The organism is Streptococcus wuxiensis (assembly GCF_040888245.1).
In the GTDB taxonomy this organism is placed as follows: Bacteria; Bacillota; Bacilli; order Lactobacillales; family Streptococcaceae; genus Streptococcus; species Streptococcus wuxiensis.
In genome coordinates this window covers 1-18,219 of the sequence record NZ_JBFNFE010000008.1, presented here as the reverse complement: position 1 = coordinate 18,219, position 18,219 = coordinate 1, and the positions used below count along the sequence as shown (strand labels likewise).

21 protein-coding genes and 1 pseudogene are annotated in these 18,219 nt (G+C 41.6%); 20 read left to right on the top strand and 2 right to left on the bottom strand.

What is annotated here, in order from left to right; all coding sequences use genetic code 11:
- Nucleotides 1-126 precede the first annotated feature (126 nt).
- The 10 genes from AB2B47_RS08035 to pflA all read left to right on the top strand — a co-directional run bounded on the left by AB2B47_RS08035 (nt 127) and on the right by pflA (nt 9,963).
- Entirely contained in the window at nt 127-1,518 is a 1,392-nt protein-coding gene (locus AB2B47_RS08035; protein WP_320694045.1) for an SseB family protein, read from the top strand.
- 31 nt (nt 1,519-1,549) lie between these two features.
- Nucleotides 1,550-2,422, top strand: coding sequence for a 16S rRNA (adenine(1518)-N(6)/adenine(1519)-N(6))-dimethyltransferase RsmA (rsmA, locus tag AB2B47_RS08030; protein ID WP_320694044.1), 873 nt, complete (start codon nt 1,550-1,552; stop codon nt 2,420-2,422).
- A 1-nt stretch (nt 2,423) separates the two neighbouring features.
- Nucleotides 2,424-3,302 (top strand): ribosome small subunit-dependent GTPase A, encoded by an 879-nt coding sequence (gene rsgA, locus AB2B47_RS08025; protein WP_247912893.1) that lies wholly within the window; start codon nt 2,424-2,426, stop codon nt 3,300-3,302.
- 10 nt (nt 3,303-3,312) lie between these two features.
- Nucleotides 3,313-3,969, top strand: a complete 657-nt coding sequence (rpe, locus tag AB2B47_RS08020; RefSeq protein WP_049529734.1) for a ribulose-phosphate 3-epimerase — start codon at nt 3,313-3,315, stop codon at nt 3,967-3,969.
- Nucleotides 3,932-4,594, top strand: a complete 663-nt coding sequence (locus AB2B47_RS08015; RefSeq protein WP_320694043.1) for a thiamine diphosphokinase — start codon at nt 3,932-3,934, stop codon at nt 4,592-4,594. Before rpe ends, AB2B47_RS08015 begins: the two co-directional genes overlap by 38 nt.
- 1 nt (nt 4,595) lies before the next feature.
- Nucleotides 4,596-5,852 (top strand): DNA recombination protein RmuC, encoded by a 1,257-nt coding sequence (locus tag AB2B47_RS08010; protein ID WP_320694042.1) that lies wholly within the window; start codon nt 4,596-4,598, stop codon nt 5,850-5,852.
- The gene (locus AB2B47_RS08005) at nt 5,842-6,783 is read left to right on the top strand and encodes a 3'-5' exoribonuclease YhaM family protein (protein ID WP_006152067.1); all 942 of its coding nucleotides are present in this window, start codon (nt 5,842-5,844) and stop codon (nt 6,781-6,783) included. Before AB2B47_RS08010 ends, AB2B47_RS08005 begins: the two co-directional genes overlap by 11 nt.
- 102 nt (nt 6,784-6,885) lie before the next feature.
- Entirely contained in the window at nt 6,886-7,710 is an 825-nt protein-coding gene (gene purR, locus AB2B47_RS08000; RefSeq protein WP_006147832.1) for a pur operon repressor, read from the top strand.
- Nucleotides 7,711-7,782: 72 nt separating this feature from the next.
- Entirely contained in the window at nt 7,783-9,036 is a 1,254-nt protein-coding gene (locus AB2B47_RS07995) for a diaminopimelate decarboxylase (protein ID WP_320694041.1), read from the top strand.
- A gap of 132 nt (nt 9,037-9,168) precedes the next feature.
- A complete protein-coding gene (gene pflA / locus AB2B47_RS07990; protein ID WP_004251620.1) occupies nt 9,169-9,963 on the top strand; it encodes a pyruvate formate-lyase-activating protein in 795 nt (264 codons plus the stop codon).
- A 228-nt stretch (nt 9,964-10,191) separates the two neighbouring features.
- Here the strand turns inward: pflA and yidC are convergent, their stop codons facing one another.
- Together yidC and AB2B47_RS07980 are read right to left on the bottom strand one after the other, a co-directional pair.
- Complete coding sequence (gene yidC, locus AB2B47_RS07985) at nt 10,192-11,118, bottom strand: membrane protein insertase YidC (RefSeq protein WP_036752222.1); 927 nt, start codon at nt 11,116-11,118, stop codon at nt 10,192-10,194.
- 76 nt (nt 11,119-11,194) lie between these two features.
- Nucleotides 11,195-11,473, bottom strand: coding sequence for an acylphosphatase (locus tag AB2B47_RS07980; protein WP_001174501.1), 279 nt, complete (start codon nt 11,471-11,473; stop codon nt 11,195-11,197).
- A gap of 33 nt (nt 11,474-11,506) precedes the next feature.
- On the opposite strand from AB2B47_RS07980, the gene AB2B47_RS07975 reads away from it, so the two are divergent.
- From AB2B47_RS07975 to AB2B47_RS07930, 10 genes and pseudogenes are all read left to right on the top strand, one after another.
- The gene (locus tag AB2B47_RS07975) at nt 11,507-12,247 is read left to right on the top strand and encodes a TrmH family RNA methyltransferase (RefSeq protein WP_036752228.1); all 741 of its coding nucleotides are present in this window, start codon (nt 11,507-11,509) and stop codon (nt 12,245-12,247) included.
- A 54-nt stretch (nt 12,248-12,301) separates the two neighbouring features.
- Nucleotides 12,302-12,985 carry a Bax inhibitor-1/YccA family protein gene (locus AB2B47_RS07970; RefSeq protein WP_036752231.1) on the top strand — a complete coding sequence of 228 codons (684 nt, stop codon included), beginning with the start codon at nt 12,302-12,304 and terminating at the stop codon, nt 12,983-12,985.
- A 97-nt stretch (nt 12,986-13,082) separates the two neighbouring features.
- Entirely contained in the window at nt 13,083-14,075 is a 993-nt protein-coding gene (gene asnA, locus AB2B47_RS07965; RefSeq protein ID WP_036752234.1) for an aspartate--ammonia ligase, read from the top strand.
- A 59-nt stretch (nt 14,076-14,134) separates the two neighbouring features.
- The gene (gene rsmD, locus AB2B47_RS07960; RefSeq protein ID WP_320694040.1) at nt 14,135-14,674 is read left to right on the top strand and encodes a 16S rRNA (guanine(966)-N(2))-methyltransferase RsmD; all 540 of its coding nucleotides are present in this window, start codon (nt 14,135-14,137) and stop codon (nt 14,672-14,674) included.
- Nucleotides 14,664-15,152 carry a pantetheine-phosphate adenylyltransferase gene (gene coaD, locus AB2B47_RS07955; RefSeq protein ID WP_320694039.1) on the top strand — a complete coding sequence of 163 codons (489 nt, stop codon included), beginning with the start codon at nt 14,664-14,666 and terminating at the stop codon, nt 15,150-15,152. Before rsmD ends, coaD begins: the two co-directional genes overlap by 11 nt.
- Nucleotides 15,136-16,173 (top strand): SepM family pheromone-processing serine protease, encoded by a 1,038-nt coding sequence (locus AB2B47_RS07950; RefSeq protein WP_320694038.1) that lies wholly within the window; start codon nt 15,136-15,138, stop codon nt 16,171-16,173. The genes coaD and AB2B47_RS07950 overlap by 17 nt, the downstream gene beginning before the upstream one ends.
- A 57-nt stretch (nt 16,174-16,230) precedes the next feature.
- Complete coding sequence (locus AB2B47_RS07945; RefSeq protein ID WP_033587493.1) at nt 16,231-16,461, top strand: DUF1146 family protein; 231 nt, start codon at nt 16,231-16,233, stop codon at nt 16,459-16,461.
- A gap of 24 nt (nt 16,462-16,485) precedes the next feature.
- Nucleotides 16,486-17,772, top strand: a complete 1,287-nt coding sequence (gene murA / locus AB2B47_RS07940; protein WP_320694037.1) for a UDP-N-acetylglucosamine 1-carboxyvinyltransferase — start codon at nt 16,486-16,488, stop codon at nt 17,770-17,772.
- A pseudogene (locus AB2B47_RS07935) lies at nt 17,759-17,947 on the top strand (DNA-directed RNA polymerase subunit beta); the annotation flags it as partial. The gene murA and the pseudogene AB2B47_RS07935, both read left to right, overlap by 14 nt.
- A 19-nt stretch (nt 17,948-17,966) precedes the next feature.
- Nucleotides 17,967-18,065, top strand: coding sequence for a DNA-directed RNA polymerase subunit beta (locus AB2B47_RS07930; protein ID WP_414170794.1), 99 nt, complete (start codon nt 17,967-17,969; stop codon nt 18,063-18,065).
- Nucleotides 18,066-18,219 lie beyond the last annotated feature (154 nt).

Genomic DNA, 18,219 nt, shown 5'->3' with positions numbered 1-18,219 from the left:
CCCCAAAATACCGAGGGAATATGATACAATAGAAGTAATCATATACGGTTTAATCAGGCTTGGTAGCAAGCATTAGAAAAGTGACTCCATAGGAATTGTGCTAAGTGGAGATAATGAGGAGAAAAAATGGGAATCTTTGACTATTTGAAAAAGACTGAAGCGGAAGAAGAGTCTAAAAACAATGCATGTGTAGGAGTTTTGGACTTTCTCCCAATGAAGGAAACGAACCAATTATTGATTGTTGGGAGTCTAGAAGGTAGTATCAAGGTTGGAGATCAGTTGCAGTTTTGCAATCCCGACCAAGGAATGGAAAGTCTTGGTACTGTAGAGGTTAAAAAACTCAGCAGTCAAAACAAAGATGCAGATAGTCTAACGGATGAAGTTCTTGCCCATATAGTGGTTGATAGGATTCCTTCTTTGGATAAACTGAAAAAAGGAAGTGTGCTCTTTAGTTCAGGTATTGAGGAAGAGCAAAAATTATCTAGCTATTCTGATGCTCTTTATCGTGCTTTTGTAGCTATCCAAGAGGGTCAGTTAACAAACGAAGACTATTTGGCAGCTAGCCTTGATGATAGCGTAGAGATTTCACGTCTCTTTTTATGGAAATGCCGTCAAAATCAGGAAACTGAAAGTGAAGAAAGCTATCAAGCCAACACTCGCAAGTTGGAACGTCTAGCGGAAATCGTCAAGGACAAGTTGTTAGCAGCAGATTCAGTTTATGCAGTTTATTCAGAAAAAACAGGCGAACCTTACCTTTTTTCAACGACTTATGATAGAGGTGAGGAAGGTTATCTGTGTACTGATCCCATGATTATGCTTTTGACCCCATCTTGGTATCGCCAATTCAAGGAAACCATTGACAGTCGACCAAACTCAGTTGTTAAACTGATTGAAAATACGGAAGATAAAAAAGGGATTGAAAATTTCCTTGGGACAGCCTTTTACTTAAATGGTGCCCTGGGAGCAATCTTTAATTCCAAGGAAGTCAGCATCAGTGCCTCTGCCTTGGTTCAAAAACCAGATTTTTCTGATTTACCAGAAATACAAGTGCCTGTCATGAATCCAGACCTAATGAGATGGATGCTCTTGATGGGGCAGATGGATCAACCGACTACAGAAGAGCAAAAACTAGTTTATGGGCTTTACTACAAGTTCTTTTCTATGGCTATGCCTAAGGCAAAATTCTTGCTTCCATTAGATGCAACATCAGGATTCCCAGAGGATAATTCAGAAGGAAATTCCTTTGTTTTAGAAAAAGACGCTAACTTTAATATCCCCGTTAGAGAGGGAAAAGATGGACGAAATTCCGTCCCAGTCTTTACCGATTGGAAACGTCTGAGAATGGTCTTTGATGAAAAATGGAATGGGATGATTGAAGAAGCTGGAGGCATGATTGAAGGTTTTGACTATGCCATAAATCCCACGGAATACTATGAAGCAGGTGCTTATGTTAGCCTAACAGCTTTTAGAGATATGCAAAAACTTAGTGAGGAGCTAGAAGGAAGAGCTCAAGATTAGAAAACCTTTCAATAGTTAGAAAAGAGAATAAATGAGAATTGCAGATTATAGCGTGACCAAGGCAGTACTGGAGCGTCACGGTTTTACCTTTAAAAAATCCTTCGGGCAAAATTTTTTGACCGATACCAATATCCTTCAAAAAATTGTGGATACGGCTGAAGTTGATGACCAGGTCAATGTTATTGAAATTGGTCCAGGAATTGGTGCCTTGACGGAATTTTTGGCTGAGCGTGCGGCTGAAGTTATGGCCTTTGAGATTGACCACCGTTTGGTGCCAATTCTAGCAGATACCCTGCGTGATTTTGACAATGTGACCGTAGTCAATGAGGACATTCTAAAAGTTGACCTAGCGCAGCATATCCAAAATTTTAAAAACCCTGATTTACCAATTAAGGTAGTGGCAAACTTGCCCTACTATATCACAACTCCTATTCTCATGCACTTGATTGAAAGTGGCATTCCTTTTAGTGAGTTTGTGGTCATGATGCAAAAAGAAGTGGCAGATCGTATCTCTGCTAAGCCAAATACCAAGGCTTACGGTAGCTTGTCAATTGCAGTTCAGTATTATATGACTGCCAAGGTTGCCTTTATCGTGCCTCGTACAGTATTTGTGCCAGCGCCAAATGTAGATTCAGCTATCTTAAAAATGGTGCGCCGTCCAGAACCAGCTGTGTCGGTTGAAGATGAGAACTTCTTCTTTAAAGTTTCCAAGGCTAGTTTTACTCATCGTCGTAAGACCTTGTGGAACAACTTGACAGGCTACTTTGGGAAGACTGAGGAAATCAAGGATAAGCTGACCAAGGCTTTGGACCAAGCAGGCTTGTCACCGAGTGTGCGTGGTGAAGCTCTGGGCTTAGAAGAATTTGCCAGTCTAGCAGACGCACTTAAAGAACAAGGACTCTAAGATGCAGGGACAAATCATTAAAGCCTTGGCTGGCTTCTACTATGTGGAGAGTGAGGGCCAGGTTTATCAAACACGCGCCCGTGGAAATTTTCGTAAAAAAGGCCATACGCCCTATGTTGGGGATTGGGTAGATTTTTCTGCAGAGGAGAACTCAGAAGGCTATATTTTGGAAATTCATGAACGAAAAAATAGTCTGGTTCGTCCACCCATTGTCAATATTGACCAAGCCGTTGTCATTATGTCCGTTAAAGAACCTGACTTTAATAGCAACTTGTTGGATCGGTTCTTGGTTCTTTTAGAGCACAAGGGGATTCATCCTATCGTCTATATTTCCAAGATGGACTTACTGGAAGATGGGGGAGAACTGGACTTTTACGAGCAGACCTATCGTGCTATTGGTTACGATTTTGTGACTAGTAAAGAGGAACTCTTGCTCTTGTTGACAGACAAAGTGACAGTCTTTATGGGGCAGACAGGTGTTGGAAAGTCAACCCTCCTTAATAAAATTGCTCCTGACCTCAATCTAGAGACGGGAGAAATCTCTGATAGTCTAGGCCGTGGTCGTCATACCACTCGAGCTGTTAGTTTTTACAACCTAAATGGAGGCAAAATCGCAGATACACCAGGTTTTTCGTCACTAGATTATGAAGTATCAAGTGCTGAAGAGCTGAACCAGGCCTTTCCAGAGATTGCTAGTGTCAGTCGCGACTGTAAGTTCCGTACTTGTACGCATACTCATGAACCATCTTGTGCAGTGAAACCAGCAGTAGAAGAGGGCATCATTGCAAACTTCCGTTTCGACAACTATCTACAATTCCTCAGTGAGATTGAAAATCGCAGAGAAACCTATAAAAAAGTCAGCAAAAAAATTCCAAAATAAGGAGAAACCTATGTCTCAATACAAGATTGCTCCGTCAATTCTGGCAGCAGATTATGCCAACTTTGAACGTGAAATTAAACGCCTAGAAGCAACTGGGGCAGAATACGCCCATATCGATATCATGGATGGTCACTTTGTACCTCAGATCAGCTTTGGTGCTGGTGTGGTAGAAAGTCTTCGTCCTCACAGCAAGATGGTCTTTGACTGCCACTTGATGGTCTCTAACCCAGAACATCATTTAGAGGATTTTGCGCGTGCAGGAGCTGACATCATCAGCATCCATGTCGAGGCAACACCTCATATCCATGGCGCTCTTCAAAAGATTCGTTCTCTCGGTGTTAAACCTTCGGTTGTCATTAACCCAGGTACGCCTGTTGAGGCGATTAAACATGTCCTTCACTTAGTTGATCAAGTTTTGGTCATGACGGTTAATCCTGGATTTGGCGGGCAAGCTTTTCTCCCTGAAACCATGGATAAGATTCGTGAGTTAGTTGCCCTTCGTGAGGAAAAAGGCTTGAACTTTGAAATCGAAGTCGATGGTGGGATTGATGACCAGACTATTGCTCAAGCCAAAGAAGCTGGCGCTACAGTTTTTGTAGCGGGATCTTATGTCTTTAAGGGAGATGTCAATGAACGAGTGCAAGCTCTCAGAAATCAACTGGACTAAAGCTGCAGTTTTTGCAGGGGGAGACCGCGGTCACTACCGGACAGATTTTGACTGTTTTGTCGGTGTGGATCGAGGCTCACTCTGGATATTGGAAGAAGAACTTGCTCTTGCTTTAGCAGTTGGGGATTTTGATTCTGTGACTGTAGAAGAACGTCAGTTGATTCAAGAACGTGCCCAACACTTTGTCCAAGCTCAGCCAGAGAAGGATGATACCGATCTGGAACTAGCACTTTTAACGATTTTTGAAAAAAATCCTCAGGCTCAGGTGACCATTTTTGGTGCCCTAGGTGGTCGCATCGACCATATGCTGGCTAATGTCTTTCTGCCTAGCAATCCTAAATTGGCGCCCTATATGCGTCAAATAGAGATTGAGGATGGGCAAAACTTGATTAGCTATTGCCCAGAAGGGACCAGTCAGCTAGAACCACGTTCGGACTATGATTATCTAGCTTTTATGCCTGTGAGGGATAGTCAGTTGACTATTCTTGGTGCCAAGTATGAACTGACAGAGGAGAATTTTTTCTTTAAGAAAGTTTACGCTTCTAACGAATATATAGATAGGGAAGTTTCGGTGACTTGCCCAGATGGCTATGTGGTTGTACTGCATAGCAAGGACAGGAGATAGGATGGAGATTATATTACTACTGTTACTAATTGCTAACCTAGCCGGCCTCTTTCTTATTTGGCAAAGGCAGGATAGGCAGGAGAAATACCTGACCAAAAGTTTAGAAGACCAGGCAGATAACCTTTCAGATCAGTTAGATTATAGATTTGAGCAAGCCAGACAGTCTAGTCAGCTGGACCAAAAAAATCTTGAAGTGGCTGTTAGCGATCGTTTGCAGGAGGTGCGAATCGAATTGCACCAAGGTCTGACCCAGGTTCGACAGGAGATGAATGAAAACCTTCTCCAAACCAGAGATAAGACCGACCAACGACTTCAGGCCTTGCAGGAATCAAATGAGCAACGCTTGGAGCAAATGCGCCAGACAGTCGAGGAAAAGTTGGAAAAGACCTTGCAGACACGCTTGCAAGCGTCTTTCGAGACAGTTTCAAAACAACTTGAATCTGTCAATCGTGGCCTTGGAGAAATGCAGACGGTTGCCCGTGATGTCGGCGCTCTTAATAAGGTCTTATCTGGTACAAAAACTAGAGGAATTCTAGGAGAATTACAATTGGGGCAGATTATCGAAGATATCATGACACCTGCTCAGTATGAACGAGAATTTGCAACGGTTGAAAATTCGAGTGAGCGAGTAGAATACGCCATCAAGTTGCCTGGACAAGGCGACCAAGAATATGTCTATCTACCGATTGATTCTAAGTTTCCACTGGCAGATTATTACCGTCTGGAAGAAGCCTATGAAGCAGGTGACAAGGACGAGATTGAGCGCTGTCGTAAGTCTCTCCTAGCAAGCGTCAAGCGTTTTGCCAAGGATATCAAGAGCAAGTACATAGCACCGCCAAGGACGACCAATTTTGGAGTTCTGTTTGTTCCGACAGAAGGTCTTTACTCAGAAATCGTTAGAAATCCTATTTTCTTTGATGGCTTGAGACGGGAAGAGCAGATTATCGTTGCGGGACCAAGTACCTTGTCAGCCCTTCTTAACTCCCTATCGGTCGGCTTCAAGACTCTGAATATCCAAAAGAGTGCTGACCATATTAGCCAAACTCTAGCCAACGTCAAAACCGAATTTGGCAAGTTTGGTGGCATTCTGGTTAAAGCGCAAAAACACCTCCAACATGCCACTGGTAATATTGATGAATTGTTAAACCGACGTACTTCAGCTATCGAGCGAACTCTCCGACATATTGAATTGTCAGAAGGTGAGCCTATGCTTGATTTGCTCCAGTTCCAAGAAGATGAGGAAGAATATGAAGATTAGTCACATGAAAAAAGATGAACTGTTCGAAGGCTTTTACCTGATCAAATCAGCCGATCTGAGACAGACGCGTGCTGGGAAAAATTACCTAGCTTTCACCTTCCAAGATGATAGCGGGGAAATCGAAGGAAAGCTCTGGGATGCCCAACCTCATAACGTTGAGGCCTTTACTGCAGGAAAAGTTGTCCACATGCAAGGACGTCGTGAAGTTTACAACAACACTCCACAGGTAAATCAAATCACCCTTCGCTTACCTCAGCCTGGCGAACCCAATGACCCAGCAGACTTCAAGGTCAAATCACCAGTGGATGTTAAAGAAATCCGTGAGTACATGGCACAGATGATTTTCAAGATTGAAAATCCCATCTGGCAACGAATCGTTCGGGCCCTCTATACCAAATATGATAAAGAATTTTATTCTTATCCAGCTGCAAAAACCAACCACCATGCCTTTGAAACAGGGCTTGCTTATCATACAGCGACTATGGTTCGTTTAGCAGAGGCAATTGCAGATGTCTACCCACAGCTCAATAAGAGCTTGCTCTATGCGGGAATTATGCTTCATGACCTGGCTAAGGTTATTGAGTTAACAGGTCCGGACCAGACAGAGTATACAGTGAGAGGAAATCTTATCGGCCATATCGCTTTGATTGATAGCGAGATTACCAAAGCAGTTATGGAACTTGGTATCGATGACACTCGAGAAGAAGTGGTGCTTCTGCGCCATGTGATTCTCAGTCACCATGGATTACTCGAGTATGGTAGTCCAGTTCGTCCTCGTGTGATGGAAGCTGAAATTATTCATATGATTGATAATTTGGATGCGAGTATGATGATGATGTCAACAGCTCTGGCTCTTGTTGATGAGGGTGAAATGACCAATAAAGTCTTTGCAATGGACAATCGTTCCTTCTACAAGCCAAAATTAGACTAGAAACTAAAAAAATGAGCTTTATTTAGACAATAAAGTTCGTTTTTTTTGCTTTAGTGTGTTATAATGAGAAAAAGACTAATTAAAAAGAATGGTGAATAACTAATGAAATTAAGAAGAAGTGATCGGATGGTTGTTATTTCCAATTATTTGATTAACAATCCATACAAATTAACCAGTCTCAATACCTTTGCGGAAAAGTATGAATCTGCCAAATCTTCTATTTCAGAAGATATTGTCATTATTAAGCGCGCCTTTGAAGAAATTGAAATCGGCCATATTCAAACGGTGACAGGTGCTGGTGGTGGGGTTATTTTCACACCATCTATCTCTACCCTTGAGTCCAAAACAATCATCCAAGAGCTTCGCGATAAACTTTCAGAGAGTGACCGCATTCTGCCAGGTGGCTACATTTATTTGTCTGATCTCCTTAGTACTCCGGCTATTTTAAAAAATATTGGACGTATTATTGCTAAGAGCTTTATGGACCAAAAGATTGATGCTGTTATGACGGTAGCGACCAAAGGGGTTCCGCTTGCAAATGCAGTAGCAAATGTTCTCAACGTACCTTTTGTCATTGTCCGTCGTGACTTGAAAATCACAGAAGGTTCAACTGTGAGTGTTAACTATGTTTCAGGTTCTAGCGACCGTATTGAAAAAATGTTCCTTTCAAAACGTAGCCTTAAAGCAGGAAGCCGTGTCCTGATTGTTGATGACTTCTTGAAAGGCGGAGGAACGATTAACGGTATGATTAGCCTTTTAACAGAGTTTGATTCTGAGTTAGCTGGTGTAGCTGTTTTTGCTGATAATGCTCAGGAAGATCGTGAACAGCAGTTTGACTACAAATCACTCTTAAAAGTTACCAATATTGATGTGAAGAACCAACAAATTGAAGTTGAAGTTGGGAATATCTTCGAAACAGAAAAATAAGAGAGAATAAGATGCTTAAAGGTTGGAACTTTCGTCCCAGCCTTTCTTTGATAATGAATATGAAGGAGCCCTATGAAGACGCCATTTATTAAACGTGAAGACTTAGAAAAGATTGTTGAAGAGTTTCCAACTCCCTTCCATCTCTACGATGAAAAAGGTATTCGCGAGAAAGCACGCGCAGTTAATGAAGCTTTCTCTTGGAATAAAGGCTTTAAAGAATACTTCGCAGTTAAGGCAACCCCAACTCCAGCTATCTTGAAGATTTTGCAAGAAGAAGGATGTGGAGTGGATTGTTCTAGTTATGTAGAGCTCTTGATGAGTCACAAGCTTGGGTTTACAGGGGCGGAGATGATGTTTTCATCAAACAATACACCAGACCAAGAGTACGCCTATGCCCGTGAATTAGGGGCGACTATCAACTTGGATGCCTTTGAAGATATCGACCATTTAGAGCGCGCTGCGGGAATTCCTGAGATTATCTCTTGCCGTTACAATCCTGGTGGCGTATTTGAACTAGGAACGGATATTATGGATAATCCTGGTGAAGCTAAGTTCGGGATGACAAAGGAACAGCTCTTTGAAGCCTTTGCTATCTTGAAAGAAAAGGGAGCAAGAACTTTTGGGATTCATTCCTTCCTAGCTTCCAATACTGTTACTCATCTCTATTATCCAGAATTGGCGCGACAGCTTTTTGAATTAGCTGTAGAAATAAAAGATAAATTAGGAATCTCCCTTGATTTCATCAATCTTTCTGGAGGAATCGGGGTCAACTACCGCCCAGAACAAGAGCCTAATGACATTGCTTTAATTGGTGAGGGTGTTCGTCAGGTTTATGAAGAAGTTCTTACGCCAGCAGGTCTTGGTCAAGTTAAGATTTTTACAGAACTAGGACGCTTTATGTTGGCACCTCATGGAATTCTAGTGACTAAAGTAACCCATAAAAAGAAAACCTACCGAACTTATCTCGGAGTAGATGCATCAGCTGTCAATCTTATGAGACCGGCTATGTATGGAGCTTATCACCACATCACCAATATGATGAATCCTGACGGTCAGACGGAGGTAGTTGATGTTGTTGGCTCTCTTTGTGAAAACAACGATAAGTTTGCAGTTAATCGTGAACTACCTCAAACAGAAATTGGTGATTTGTTAGTCATTCATGATACAGGTGCGCATGGCTTCTCTATGGGCTACCAGTACAATGCCAAACTTCGTTCAGCAGAGGTTCTCTATACAGAGGACGGTGGTGCACGGCTAATCCGTAGAGCAGAGCGACCTGAGGACTATTTTGCAACTCTCTATGGATTCGAATTTGACAAGGATTAGAAAAATTTTTGAAAATCATGAAAGTTGAAAGTGAAAAACAGTTTGTTTTCTAAAAAATAGACAAAATCTGTGGTTTTTCTTTTCAGGCATGATATAATAAAGCTATAAAACGGTTTCAAGGAAGGTGACGTGATGTCTGAAGAAACAATTGACTATGGACAAGTGACAGGAATGGTGCATTCGACAGAGAGTTTTGGGGCGGTAGATGGCCCTGGGATTCGTTTTATTGTCTTTTTGCAGGGCTGTCAGATGCGTTGCCAATATTGCCATAACCCTGACACATGGGCGATGGAAACCAATAAATCTCGTGTACGAACAGTAGATGATGTTCTAGAAGAAGCGCTTCGTTATCGTGGTTTCTGGGGAGACAAGGGAGGTATCACAGTCAGTGGAGGAGAAGCTCTCTTGCAGATTGATTTCTTGATTGCCCTCTTTACCAAAGCAAAAGAAAAAGGAATCCACTGTACCTTGGATACTTGTGCCCTTCCATTCCGTAATAAACCACGCTATCTAGAAAAGTTCAATAAGTTAATGGCCGTGACAGACTTGGTTCTTCTTGATATCAAGGAAATCAACGAAGCACAACACAAGATTGTAACCAGTCAAACCAATAAAAATATCTTGGCATGTGCTCAGTACTTGTCAGATATTGGGAAACCTGTTTGGATTCGTCACGTTCTTGTGCCTGGATTGACAGACCGTGATGAAGATTTGATTGAGCTTGGTAAGTTCGTAAAAACTCTTAAAAACGTTGATAAGTTTGAAATCCTACCCTACCACACTATGGGAGAATTCAAATGGCGCGAGCTTGGCATTCCGTATTCTCTTGAAGGGGTTAAACCTCCAACGGCAGATCGTGTGAAGAATGCTAAGGAATTGATGGATACAGAAAGTTATCAAGATTACATGAAACGTGTACATGGATAAAAAGAAGCCTGATGGGAACATCGGGCTTTTCTGATATGAAAAAGAGAGTGGAACAGAAATCGGTAATTCGTAAGAATTCGATTTCGTCGTCCCACCTCCGCACAGTTGAGTAGGGAGGTAAAAGCTGATGAAATCCGCGTAGTAGAGCCCACTCAACCACTGCGTCTTGCTCGACAATCTAAAGACAATTTAGAGGCTAGGACTTTTGTCCTAGCCTCCTTTTATTTTTTATCTAGAATGTTGTTTTCCAGAATTGCGTTTTTTATTTTTCTTCTTAGTAGAAGTTGAGATAACTGCTGCTGATTCAGGAGTTACATCTTTACGAGCACCTGAAGTTTTGCTTGCTTTTGGTGGGTTCTTGGCATATTCTTCACGTACTTTTTTACGAAGTTTTGGACGAATGATGTAGTTGACGATGAATTGTTGAAGGATCATCATGAAACCACCGACAACCCAGTAAAGCGTAACGCTGGCTGGTGAGAAAATTGAAAACATGACAATCATCATTGGACTCATGTAAATCATCTTCTTGAGTTGTTCTCTTTGAGTCTCATCTTCAACTCCGTGTAGTGAAAGGAGCGATTGGACGTAGTAGAGAACACCTGCACAGGCGATAAGAATCCAACTTGGAGAACCAAGTGCGATTCCTAAGAAGCTAGCTTCAGCAACACCTTCTGTATGTTGAGCAGCAAAGTAGATCGCTGAGAAGAAAGGCATTTGGATGAGGAGAGGGAAACATCCTACTCCGCCAAACATGCTGATACCGTGCTCTTTTTGAGCAGCAAAGAGAGCTTGTTGGGCTTCCAGTTTTTCTTCTTGAGTAGTTGCTTCTTTGAGACGAGTTTGATGTGGCTCAAGAACATGCTTGAGGGCGTTCATCTTTTCAGAGTGAAGCGTTGCCTTCCAAGATTGATAGATACCCAGTGGCAAAATAATCAAGCGGACGATGATGGTTACGATAATAATAGCGACCCCAAAGCCTAGCCCTTTATCAGTAGCAAAGTACTTGATGGCTTCAGCCATAGGTGCTCCGATTGTATTCCAAATAAATCCTGTTGGTTGTCCAGTTGCTTTATCAACCTGGACACAGCCTGTTAAGACTAATAGCATGGCCACTCCCATGATAGAGAGGGCGATTCGTTTAATTGATTTCACTGTTTTAATTCCTTCTTAAAAATGATACCTTTCTATTCTACTGTTTTTTTTGAAAATATACAATAGTTCTAGAGACCTAATTTGCTACTTTGAAATCTGAATAGGATGGGAAGTTGCTCAATTGAACATCTAGATAAGTTACTTTTGAGAAGGGAGTAGGTCCTTTTCGAATCTCTTGGATGAACTTAGCCATGATAGCTGAAGACTCTGCTTGGGCAAGAATTTCAACGGTTCCGTCATCATTGTTCCAGACACGACCAGTGATTCCACCTAGTTCGAGGGCAAGGGTGTAGACGCCCCAGCGGAAACCAACGCCTTGAACTCGACCCTGTGCGATCATTTTGACCTTTTGCATACCAAACCTCCTTGATTGTGTTATAATACTCCTATGACTATTATAACCTCTAAAGCCAATTCTGTGGTAAAAAATGCCAAGAAATTGCATCAAAAAAAATATCGAAAATCTTCTTATTTAATTGAAGGATGGCATTTGTTTGAAGAGGCTGTTCAGGCTGGTGCAAAGATTGAGAAAATATTTGCCCTTTCAGAGTATGGTGAAAAATTAACGGACTACCCTCAGACTGTCTTTGTGGCCGAAGAAATCTTGCTTGATTTAGCAGATTCACAAACTCCTCAGGGCATTGTAGCCATTGTTCAAAAGGAAGAAGAGCAGTTGCCGGATTTGAGCCAAGGGAAATATCTTTTCTTGGAAGACGTGCAGGATCCTGGAAATGTTGGCACAATGATCCGAACGGCAGATGCGGCAGGTTTTTCGGGAGTCGTTGTTTCAAGCAAGTCAGCAGATATTTATAGCTTGAAGACTCTTCGATCCATGCAGGGCAGTCATTTTCATTTACCGATTTATCGGATGCCTATTGAAACTTTTGTTGAAGAGGCTAAAAAGGGCAATTTACCAATTCTGGCAACTACTTTGTCCCAAAACTCTAAAGATTATCGTGAGCTTGCTCAGCTAGCAGATTTCGTCTTGGTTATGGGAAATGAAGGTCAAGGCATTAGTCCATTCATGACAAATCAGGCAGATCAACTGGTTCATATTACCATGAAAGGGCAAGCGGAAAGTCTCAACGTTGCCATTGCTGCAGGCATACTCATGTTTTATTTGAGTTAAATTGTTTTATTTTTGTTATAATAAGTAAAAAGATTTCATAAGGAGAAAAAAGATATGAATCAAACAATTATTCAAGAACGTTCTGGTCTGAATCAATTTTATGCAAAAGTCTATGCTTTTGTCGGGATTGGGATTGCCTTATCTGCAATTGTTTCAGCCTTGATGTTAACAACCTTCCAAGATCTTCTTGTTCAGTTAATGATTAACGCCCGTATATGGCTAATCGTAACAGGAATTGTAGAAGTAGCTCTAGTGATTTTTGCGAGTGGTTTAGCGGTAAAGAATAGTCCAGCAACCTTTCCAATATTTCTGCTCTACTCAGCGGTTAATGGTTTTTCACTAAGCTTCATTGTTTCGCTCTATCTTCCTGGGACAGTTTTGACAGCCTTTATCTCCAGTGCAGCCCTCTTCTTTGTGATGGCTATCGTAGGAGTAGTCATTAAAAAGGATTTGAGTGGAATCGGTCGTGCTTTGATTGCAGCCTTATTTGGTCTGATACTGGCCATGGTTGTTAATATCTTCTTAAATAGTGGCCTAATGGACTACATTATTAGTATTGTTATGGTGCTTGTTTTTGCAGGTTTGATTGCTTGGGATAATCAAAAAATTCGTTATGTTTACGAAGAGTCAGATGGACAGGTAGCTACAGGCTGGGCAATTTCTTTAGCACTTAGCCTCTACCTCGACTTTATCAACCTCTTCCTTAGCTTCCTACGTATCTTTGGAAGAGACGATTAATACTTTTAGAGCTCAAATGAGCTCTTTTTTAATTTTTACTTTCATTTTTACTAGCAAAAGGGTATAATCTTTTTATTATTCAAAAGGAGGGATACATATGAAAAAAAGTTTTATTCACCAGCAGGAAGAGATTTCATTTGTAAAAAATACCTTTACCCAGTATTTAAAAGATAAGTTAGAAGTAGTAGAAGTGCAAGGACCAATCTTGAGTAAGGTTGGTGATGGAATGCAGGACAACCTTTCAGGTATTGAAAATCCAGTTTCAGTTAAGGTTTTGCAGATTCCTAATGAAACCTATGAAGTGGTGCATTCACTTGCCAAGTGGAAACGTCATACCTTGGCTCGTTTTGGTTTCGGTGAAGGAGAAGGCCTCTTTGTTCACATGAAGGCTCTTCGTCCAGACGAAGATTCACTAGATGCGACTCACTCGGTTTATGTGGACCAGTGGGACTGGGAAAAGGTTATTCCTAATGGACAGCGTAATCTAGCCTACCTCAAGGAAACCGTTGAAAAGATTTATAAGGCCATTCGTTTAACAGAGCTGGCAGTCGAAGCCCGCTATGATATTGAGTCAATCTTGCCGAAGCAAATTACCTTTATCCATACTGAAGAATTGGTAGAACGCTACCCAGACTTAACTCCAAAAGAACGTGAAAATGCTATCTGTAAGGAGTTCGGTGCGGTCTTCCTAATTGGTATCGGTGGTGTATTGTCAGATGGAAAACCTCATGACGGACGTGCGCCGGACTATGATGACTGGACAACAGAATCTGAAAATGGCTACAAGGGTCTAAATGGAGATATCCTTGTTTGGAATGATAATTTGGGTGCAGCCTTTGAATTGTCTTCAATGGGGATTCGTGTCGATGAAGACACTCTTCGTCGTCAGGTAGCTATTACAGGAGATGAAGACCGCTTATCTCTTGAATGGCATAAGGCTCTCTTGAACGGACTCTTTCCTTTAACAATCGGTGGAGGAATTGGACAGTCTCGTATGGCCATGTTCTTACTTCGTAAGAAACACATCGGTGAAGTTCAAACCAGTGTTTGGCCACAAGAAGTTAGAGATACTTACGAGAATATTCTTTAATCAATCGAACCGAGAGGTTCGATTTTCTTATTTCATCAGAATTTGGTATAATATACCTTATGAAAATCGTATCAGGAATCTACGGAGGACGTCCTTTAAAGACCTTGGACGGGAAAACAACGAGGCCGACATCGGACAAGGTCCGCGGAGCTATTTTCAATATGATTGGCCCTTACTTTGAAGGAGGACGTGTACTAGATCTCTATGCTGGTAGTGGGGGCTTATCCATTGAAGCAGTTTCAAGAGGGATGTCGAGCGCTGTCCTAGTTGAGAAGGATCGCCGAGCACAGAATATTGTGGCAGAAAACATTCAGATGACCAAGGAGACCTCTAAATTTCAATTATTGAAAATGGAATCCAGTCGTGCATTAGAGCAAGTGGATGGTGTCTTCGATCTCATTTTTTTGGACCCTCCCTATGCAAAGGAACAGATCGTATCTGACATTGAAAAAATGGCTGAGCGTGATCTTTTTTCAGATGATGTCATGGTGGTTTGTGAAACCGATAAATCAGTAGAGCTTCCAGAAGAAATTGCCTGTTTGGGCATCTGGAAGGAAAAAATATATGGGATTAGTAAGGTGACGGTTTATGTCAGATAAAATTGGCCTATTTACAGGTTCTTTTGATCCAATTACCAATGGTCATTTGGACCTTATCGAGCGTGCAAGTATGCTCTTTGATCAATTGTATGTGGGAGTTTTTTATAATCCACACAAAAATGGGTTTTTACCGATAGAAAGTCGGTTAAAGACTGTTGAAAAAGCAGTGGCACATCTAAAAAATGTTCAGGTCATATCCTCTCATGATGAATTAGTCGTAGATGTTGCTAGAAAACTAGGTGTAGAGGTTTTGGTGCGTGGCTTGCGTAACGCTACTGATCTTCAGTACGAAGCCAGTTTTGATTTTTACAACGATCAATTAGCAGGAGAAATTGAGACAGTCTATCTCCATGCTCGACCAGAGCATATTTACATCAGTTCTTCAGCTGTGAGAGAACTATTGAAATTTGGTCAAGATATTAGCAAGTATGTACCAAATGCTGTCTTAGAGGAGTTAAACAATGAAGAAAAAAACTAGATGGCCCATATATCTAATCATCGGGCTCATTGTCACTTTTATCGCTTTTACGGTGCCTCTGCCTTATTACATTGAGGTGCCGGGGACTTCAGAAGATATTCGGAAGGTTTTACAGGTCAATAACCAACCTGACCAAGAAGAAGGCTCTTACCAATTTGTGACGGTTGGAGTTAAACACGCCAGAATGGTGGACTTGGTTTATGCTTGGTTAACACCTTTTACAGATATTCGTAGTGCCAAAGAAATGACAGGTGGTTCTTCAGATGCAGAATTTATGCGAATTAACCAGTTTTACATGGAAACTTCGCAAAATATGGCCAAATATCAAGGTTTGAAGGCGGCTGGTAAGGAGATAGAACTCAAATACCTGGGAGTCTATGTTTTGACCGTAACAGATAACTCAACCTTCAAGGGTATTCTCAATATCGCTGACACTGTAACAGCTGTCAATGATAAGACTTTTGAGAGCTCCAAGGAAATGGTCGACTACGTCAACTCTCAAACTCTAGGTGACAAGGTTAAGGTTACTTATCAAGAAGATGGGAAAGTCAAAACCGCTGAAGGAAAAATCATTACTCTGGAAAATGGGAAAAATGGTATTGGAATCGGATTGATTGACCGCACAGAAGTGTCAAGTGATGTGCCAATCAAGTTTTCAACTGCTGGTATTGGTGGTCCGAGTGCTGGAATGATGTTTAGTTTATCCATCTATACGCAAATTGCAGACCCTACTCTTCGTAATGGACGCATCATTGCTGGTACAGGAAGTATCGACAGAGATGGAAATGTTGGTGATATTGGTGGAATTGACAAAAAAGTTGTTGCTGCTGCAAAAAAAGGAGCTACTGTATTTTTTGCTCCTAACAATCCAGTAACTGAAGAAGCTAAAAAGGCCAATCCTAATGCTAAAAGCAATTATGACACGGCTGTAGAAGCTGCTGAAATGATTAAGACAGACATGAAGATTGTTCCTGTAAAAACACTTCAGGATGCAATTGATTACTTGAAAAACAACCCATAGAATATAGTGCAAGTCCATAGACTAGCGTAGAAAAAGAGAAGATGGTATAATAGGCAGATGATTCAATTGTTTTTTACCCTCAGTAGTCATATGTTTTTTGTCTACCTAGTTTTTCAACTTTTGAAAGATTTAGTCAAATGGGATCAAATTTTGAAGGTGACCAAGGACAATGCGAGGAAGGTACGACTTTTGGTAGTATTGTGTAGTATCGGTTTAGGATATCTAATCAGTTCTTTTTTCCTAAATCTCTACCAATTATGGCAAGAAGCTGTACGGACATTATTCTAAATTCGAAAGTAAAGGAAAATATTTATGGAAAAAATTGTAGTTCGAGGTGGCGATAATCGCCTTGTCGGAAGTGTTACAATTGAGGGCGCGAAAAATGCAGTTTTGCCACTACTTGCAGCGACAATTTTAGCAAGCGAAGGAAAAACAGTTTTAAAAAATGTTCCTATCCTATCGGATGTCTTTACCATGAACCAAGTAGTTCGTGGATTAAATGCGAAAGTTAATTTTGATCAAGATGCACACATTGTTGAAGTGGATGCGACAGATGATATCACAGAAGAAGCTCCCTATAAGTATGTCAGCAAGATGCGTGCTTCTATTGTAGTCTTGGGTCCAATCCTGGCTAGGGTTGGTCACGCTAAAGTTTCGATGCCAGGTGGTTGTACGATCGGTAGTCGTCCGATTGACCTTCACCTTAAAGGTTTGGAAGCAATGGGGGCTAAGATCACCCAAACAGCTGGCTATATCGAAGCTAAGGCAGAACGCTTGCATGGAGCCCATATCTATATGGACTTTCCTAGTGTTGGGGCAACCCAAAACTTGATGATGGCTGCAACGCTAGCTGATGGCGTAACTGTTATCGAAAATGCTGCGCGTGAACCTGAAATTGTAGACTTGGCTGTCCTCTTGAATAAAATGGGAGCTAAAGTCAAAGGCGCAGGAACAGAAAGTATCACCATCACTGGTGTTGAAACATTACATGGTGCGACACATAATGTTGTACAAGACCGTATTGAAGCAGGGACTTTCATGGTTGCTGCTGCAATGACAGGTGGAGATGTTCTAATTCAAGATGCTATCTGGGAACACAATCGACCATTGATAGCGAAATTACAGGAAATGGGTGTTGAAGTTATCGATGAGGATGAAGGTATCCGCATCCGTTCTCAACGAGACAAACTGAAAGCAGTTCATGTAAAGACATTACCACATCCAGGGTTCCCTACGGACATGCAGGCTCAATTTACTGCTCTTATGACGGTTGCTCAAGGAGAATCAACTATGGTTGAGACAGTCTTTGAAAATCGTTTCCAACATCTAGAGGAAATGCGCCGCATGGGCTTGCATTCAGAGATTATTCGCGACACAGCTCGTATCGTCGGAGGTCAACCTCTCCAAGGGGCAGAAGTGCTATCTACGGACCTTCGTGCTAGTGCAGCCTTGATCCTGACAGGTTTAATAGCTGAAGGTGAGACTGTTGTTGGGAAACTTGTCCATTTAGATAGAGGTTATTATCGTTTCCATGAAAAGTTAGCTCAGTTAGGAGCTAATATTGAACGGGTAAGTGTGGAAGCTGATGAAGATGAATAAAGAAGTATCTTATGTGCTACGTCGATTTCTATTGGTCATTATTGTTTTGCTTCTAGGGATTTTGGCGCTTGGAATTGGCTTGATGATTGGCTACGGTATCTTAGGCAAGGGTCAAGATCCATGGGCAATTTTAGCACCAGAAAAGTGGCATGAGTTAATTGCGAAATTTACAGGGNGCGCTTGGAATTGGCTTGATGATTGGCTACGGTATCTTAGGCAAGGGTCAAGATCCATGGGCAATTTTAGCACCAGAAAAGTGGCATGAGTTAATTGCGAAATTTACAGGGAAATGAGAGTGGGACAGAAATCGGTAATTCGTTAGAATTCGATTTCGTTGTCCCACCTCCGCACAGTTGAGTAGGGCTGTAAAAGCTGATGAAATCAGCGTAGTAGAGCCCACTCAGCCACTGCGTCTTGATCGAAAATCCAAAGACAATTGAGAGGCTA

Bases quoted from the DNA above. Each gene is read 5' to 3' on its own strand.
- AB2B47_RS08010 (WP_320694042.1), top strand. From the start codon at position 4,596: ATGGAGATTATATTACTACTGTTACTAATTGCTAACCTAGCCGGCCTC.
- rsmA (WP_320694044.1), top strand. From the start codon at position 1,550: ATGAGAATTGCAGATTATAGCGTGACCAAGGCAGTACTGGAGCGTCAC.
- AB2B47_RS07970 (WP_036752231.1), top strand. From the start codon at position 12,302: ATGAATCAAACAATTATTCAAGAACGTTCTGGTCTGAATCAATTTTAT.
- AB2B47_RS08015 (WP_320694043.1), top strand. From the start codon at position 3,932: ATGAACGAGTGCAAGCTCTCAGAAATCAACTGGACTAAAGCTGCAGTT.
- AB2B47_RS07995 (WP_320694041.1), top strand. From the start codon at position 7,783: ATGAAGACGCCATTTATTAAACGTGAAGACTTAGAAAAGATTGTTGAA.
- murA (WP_320694037.1), top strand. From the start codon at position 16,486: ATGGAAAAAATTGTAGTTCGAGGTGGCGATAATCGCCTTGTCGGAAGT.
- pflA (WP_004251620.1), top strand. From the start codon at position 9,169: ATGTCTGAAGAAACAATTGACTATGGACAAGTGACAGGAATGGTGCAT.
- purR (WP_006147832.1), top strand. From the start codon at position 6,886: ATGAAATTAAGAAGAAGTGATCGGATGGTTGTTATTTCCAATTATTTG.
- AB2B47_RS08035 (WP_320694045.1), top strand. From the start codon at position 127: ATGGGAATCTTTGACTATTTGAAAAAGACTGAAGCGGAAGAAGAGTCT.
- rsmD (WP_320694040.1), top strand. From the start codon at position 14,135: ATGAAAATCGTATCAGGAATCTACGGAGGACGTCCTTTAAAGACCTTG.
- AB2B47_RS07930 (WP_414170794.1), top strand. From the start codon at position 17,967: ATGATTGGCTACGGTATCTTAGGCAAGGGTCAAGATCCATGGGCAATT.
- AB2B47_RS07980 (WP_001174501.1), bottom strand. From the start codon at position 11,473: ATGCAAAAGGTCAAAATGATCGCACAGGGTCGAGTTCAAGGCGTTGGT.
- rpe (WP_049529734.1), top strand. From the start codon at position 3,313: ATGTCTCAATACAAGATTGCTCCGTCAATTCTGGCAGCAGATTATGCC.
- asnA (WP_036752234.1), top strand. From the start codon at position 13,083: ATGAAAAAAAGTTTTATTCACCAGCAGGAAGAGATTTCATTTGTAAAA.
- AB2B47_RS07945 (WP_033587493.1), top strand. From the start codon at position 16,231: ATGATTCAATTGTTTTTTACCCTCAGTAGTCATATGTTTTTTGTCTAC.
- AB2B47_RS08005 (WP_006152067.1), top strand. From the start codon at position 5,842: ATGAAGATTAGTCACATGAAAAAAGATGAACTGTTCGAAGGCTTTTAC.
- AB2B47_RS07975 (WP_036752228.1), top strand. From the start codon at position 11,507: ATGACTATTATAACCTCTAAAGCCAATTCTGTGGTAAAAAATGCCAAG.
- coaD (WP_320694039.1), top strand. From the start codon at position 14,664: ATGTCAGATAAAATTGGCCTATTTACAGGTTCTTTTGATCCAATTACC.
- rsgA (WP_247912893.1), top strand. From the start codon at position 2,424: ATGCAGGGACAAATCATTAAAGCCTTGGCTGGCTTCTACTATGTGGAG.
- AB2B47_RS07950 (WP_320694038.1), top strand. From the start codon at position 15,136: ATGAAGAAAAAAACTAGATGGCCCATATATCTAATCATCGGGCTCATT.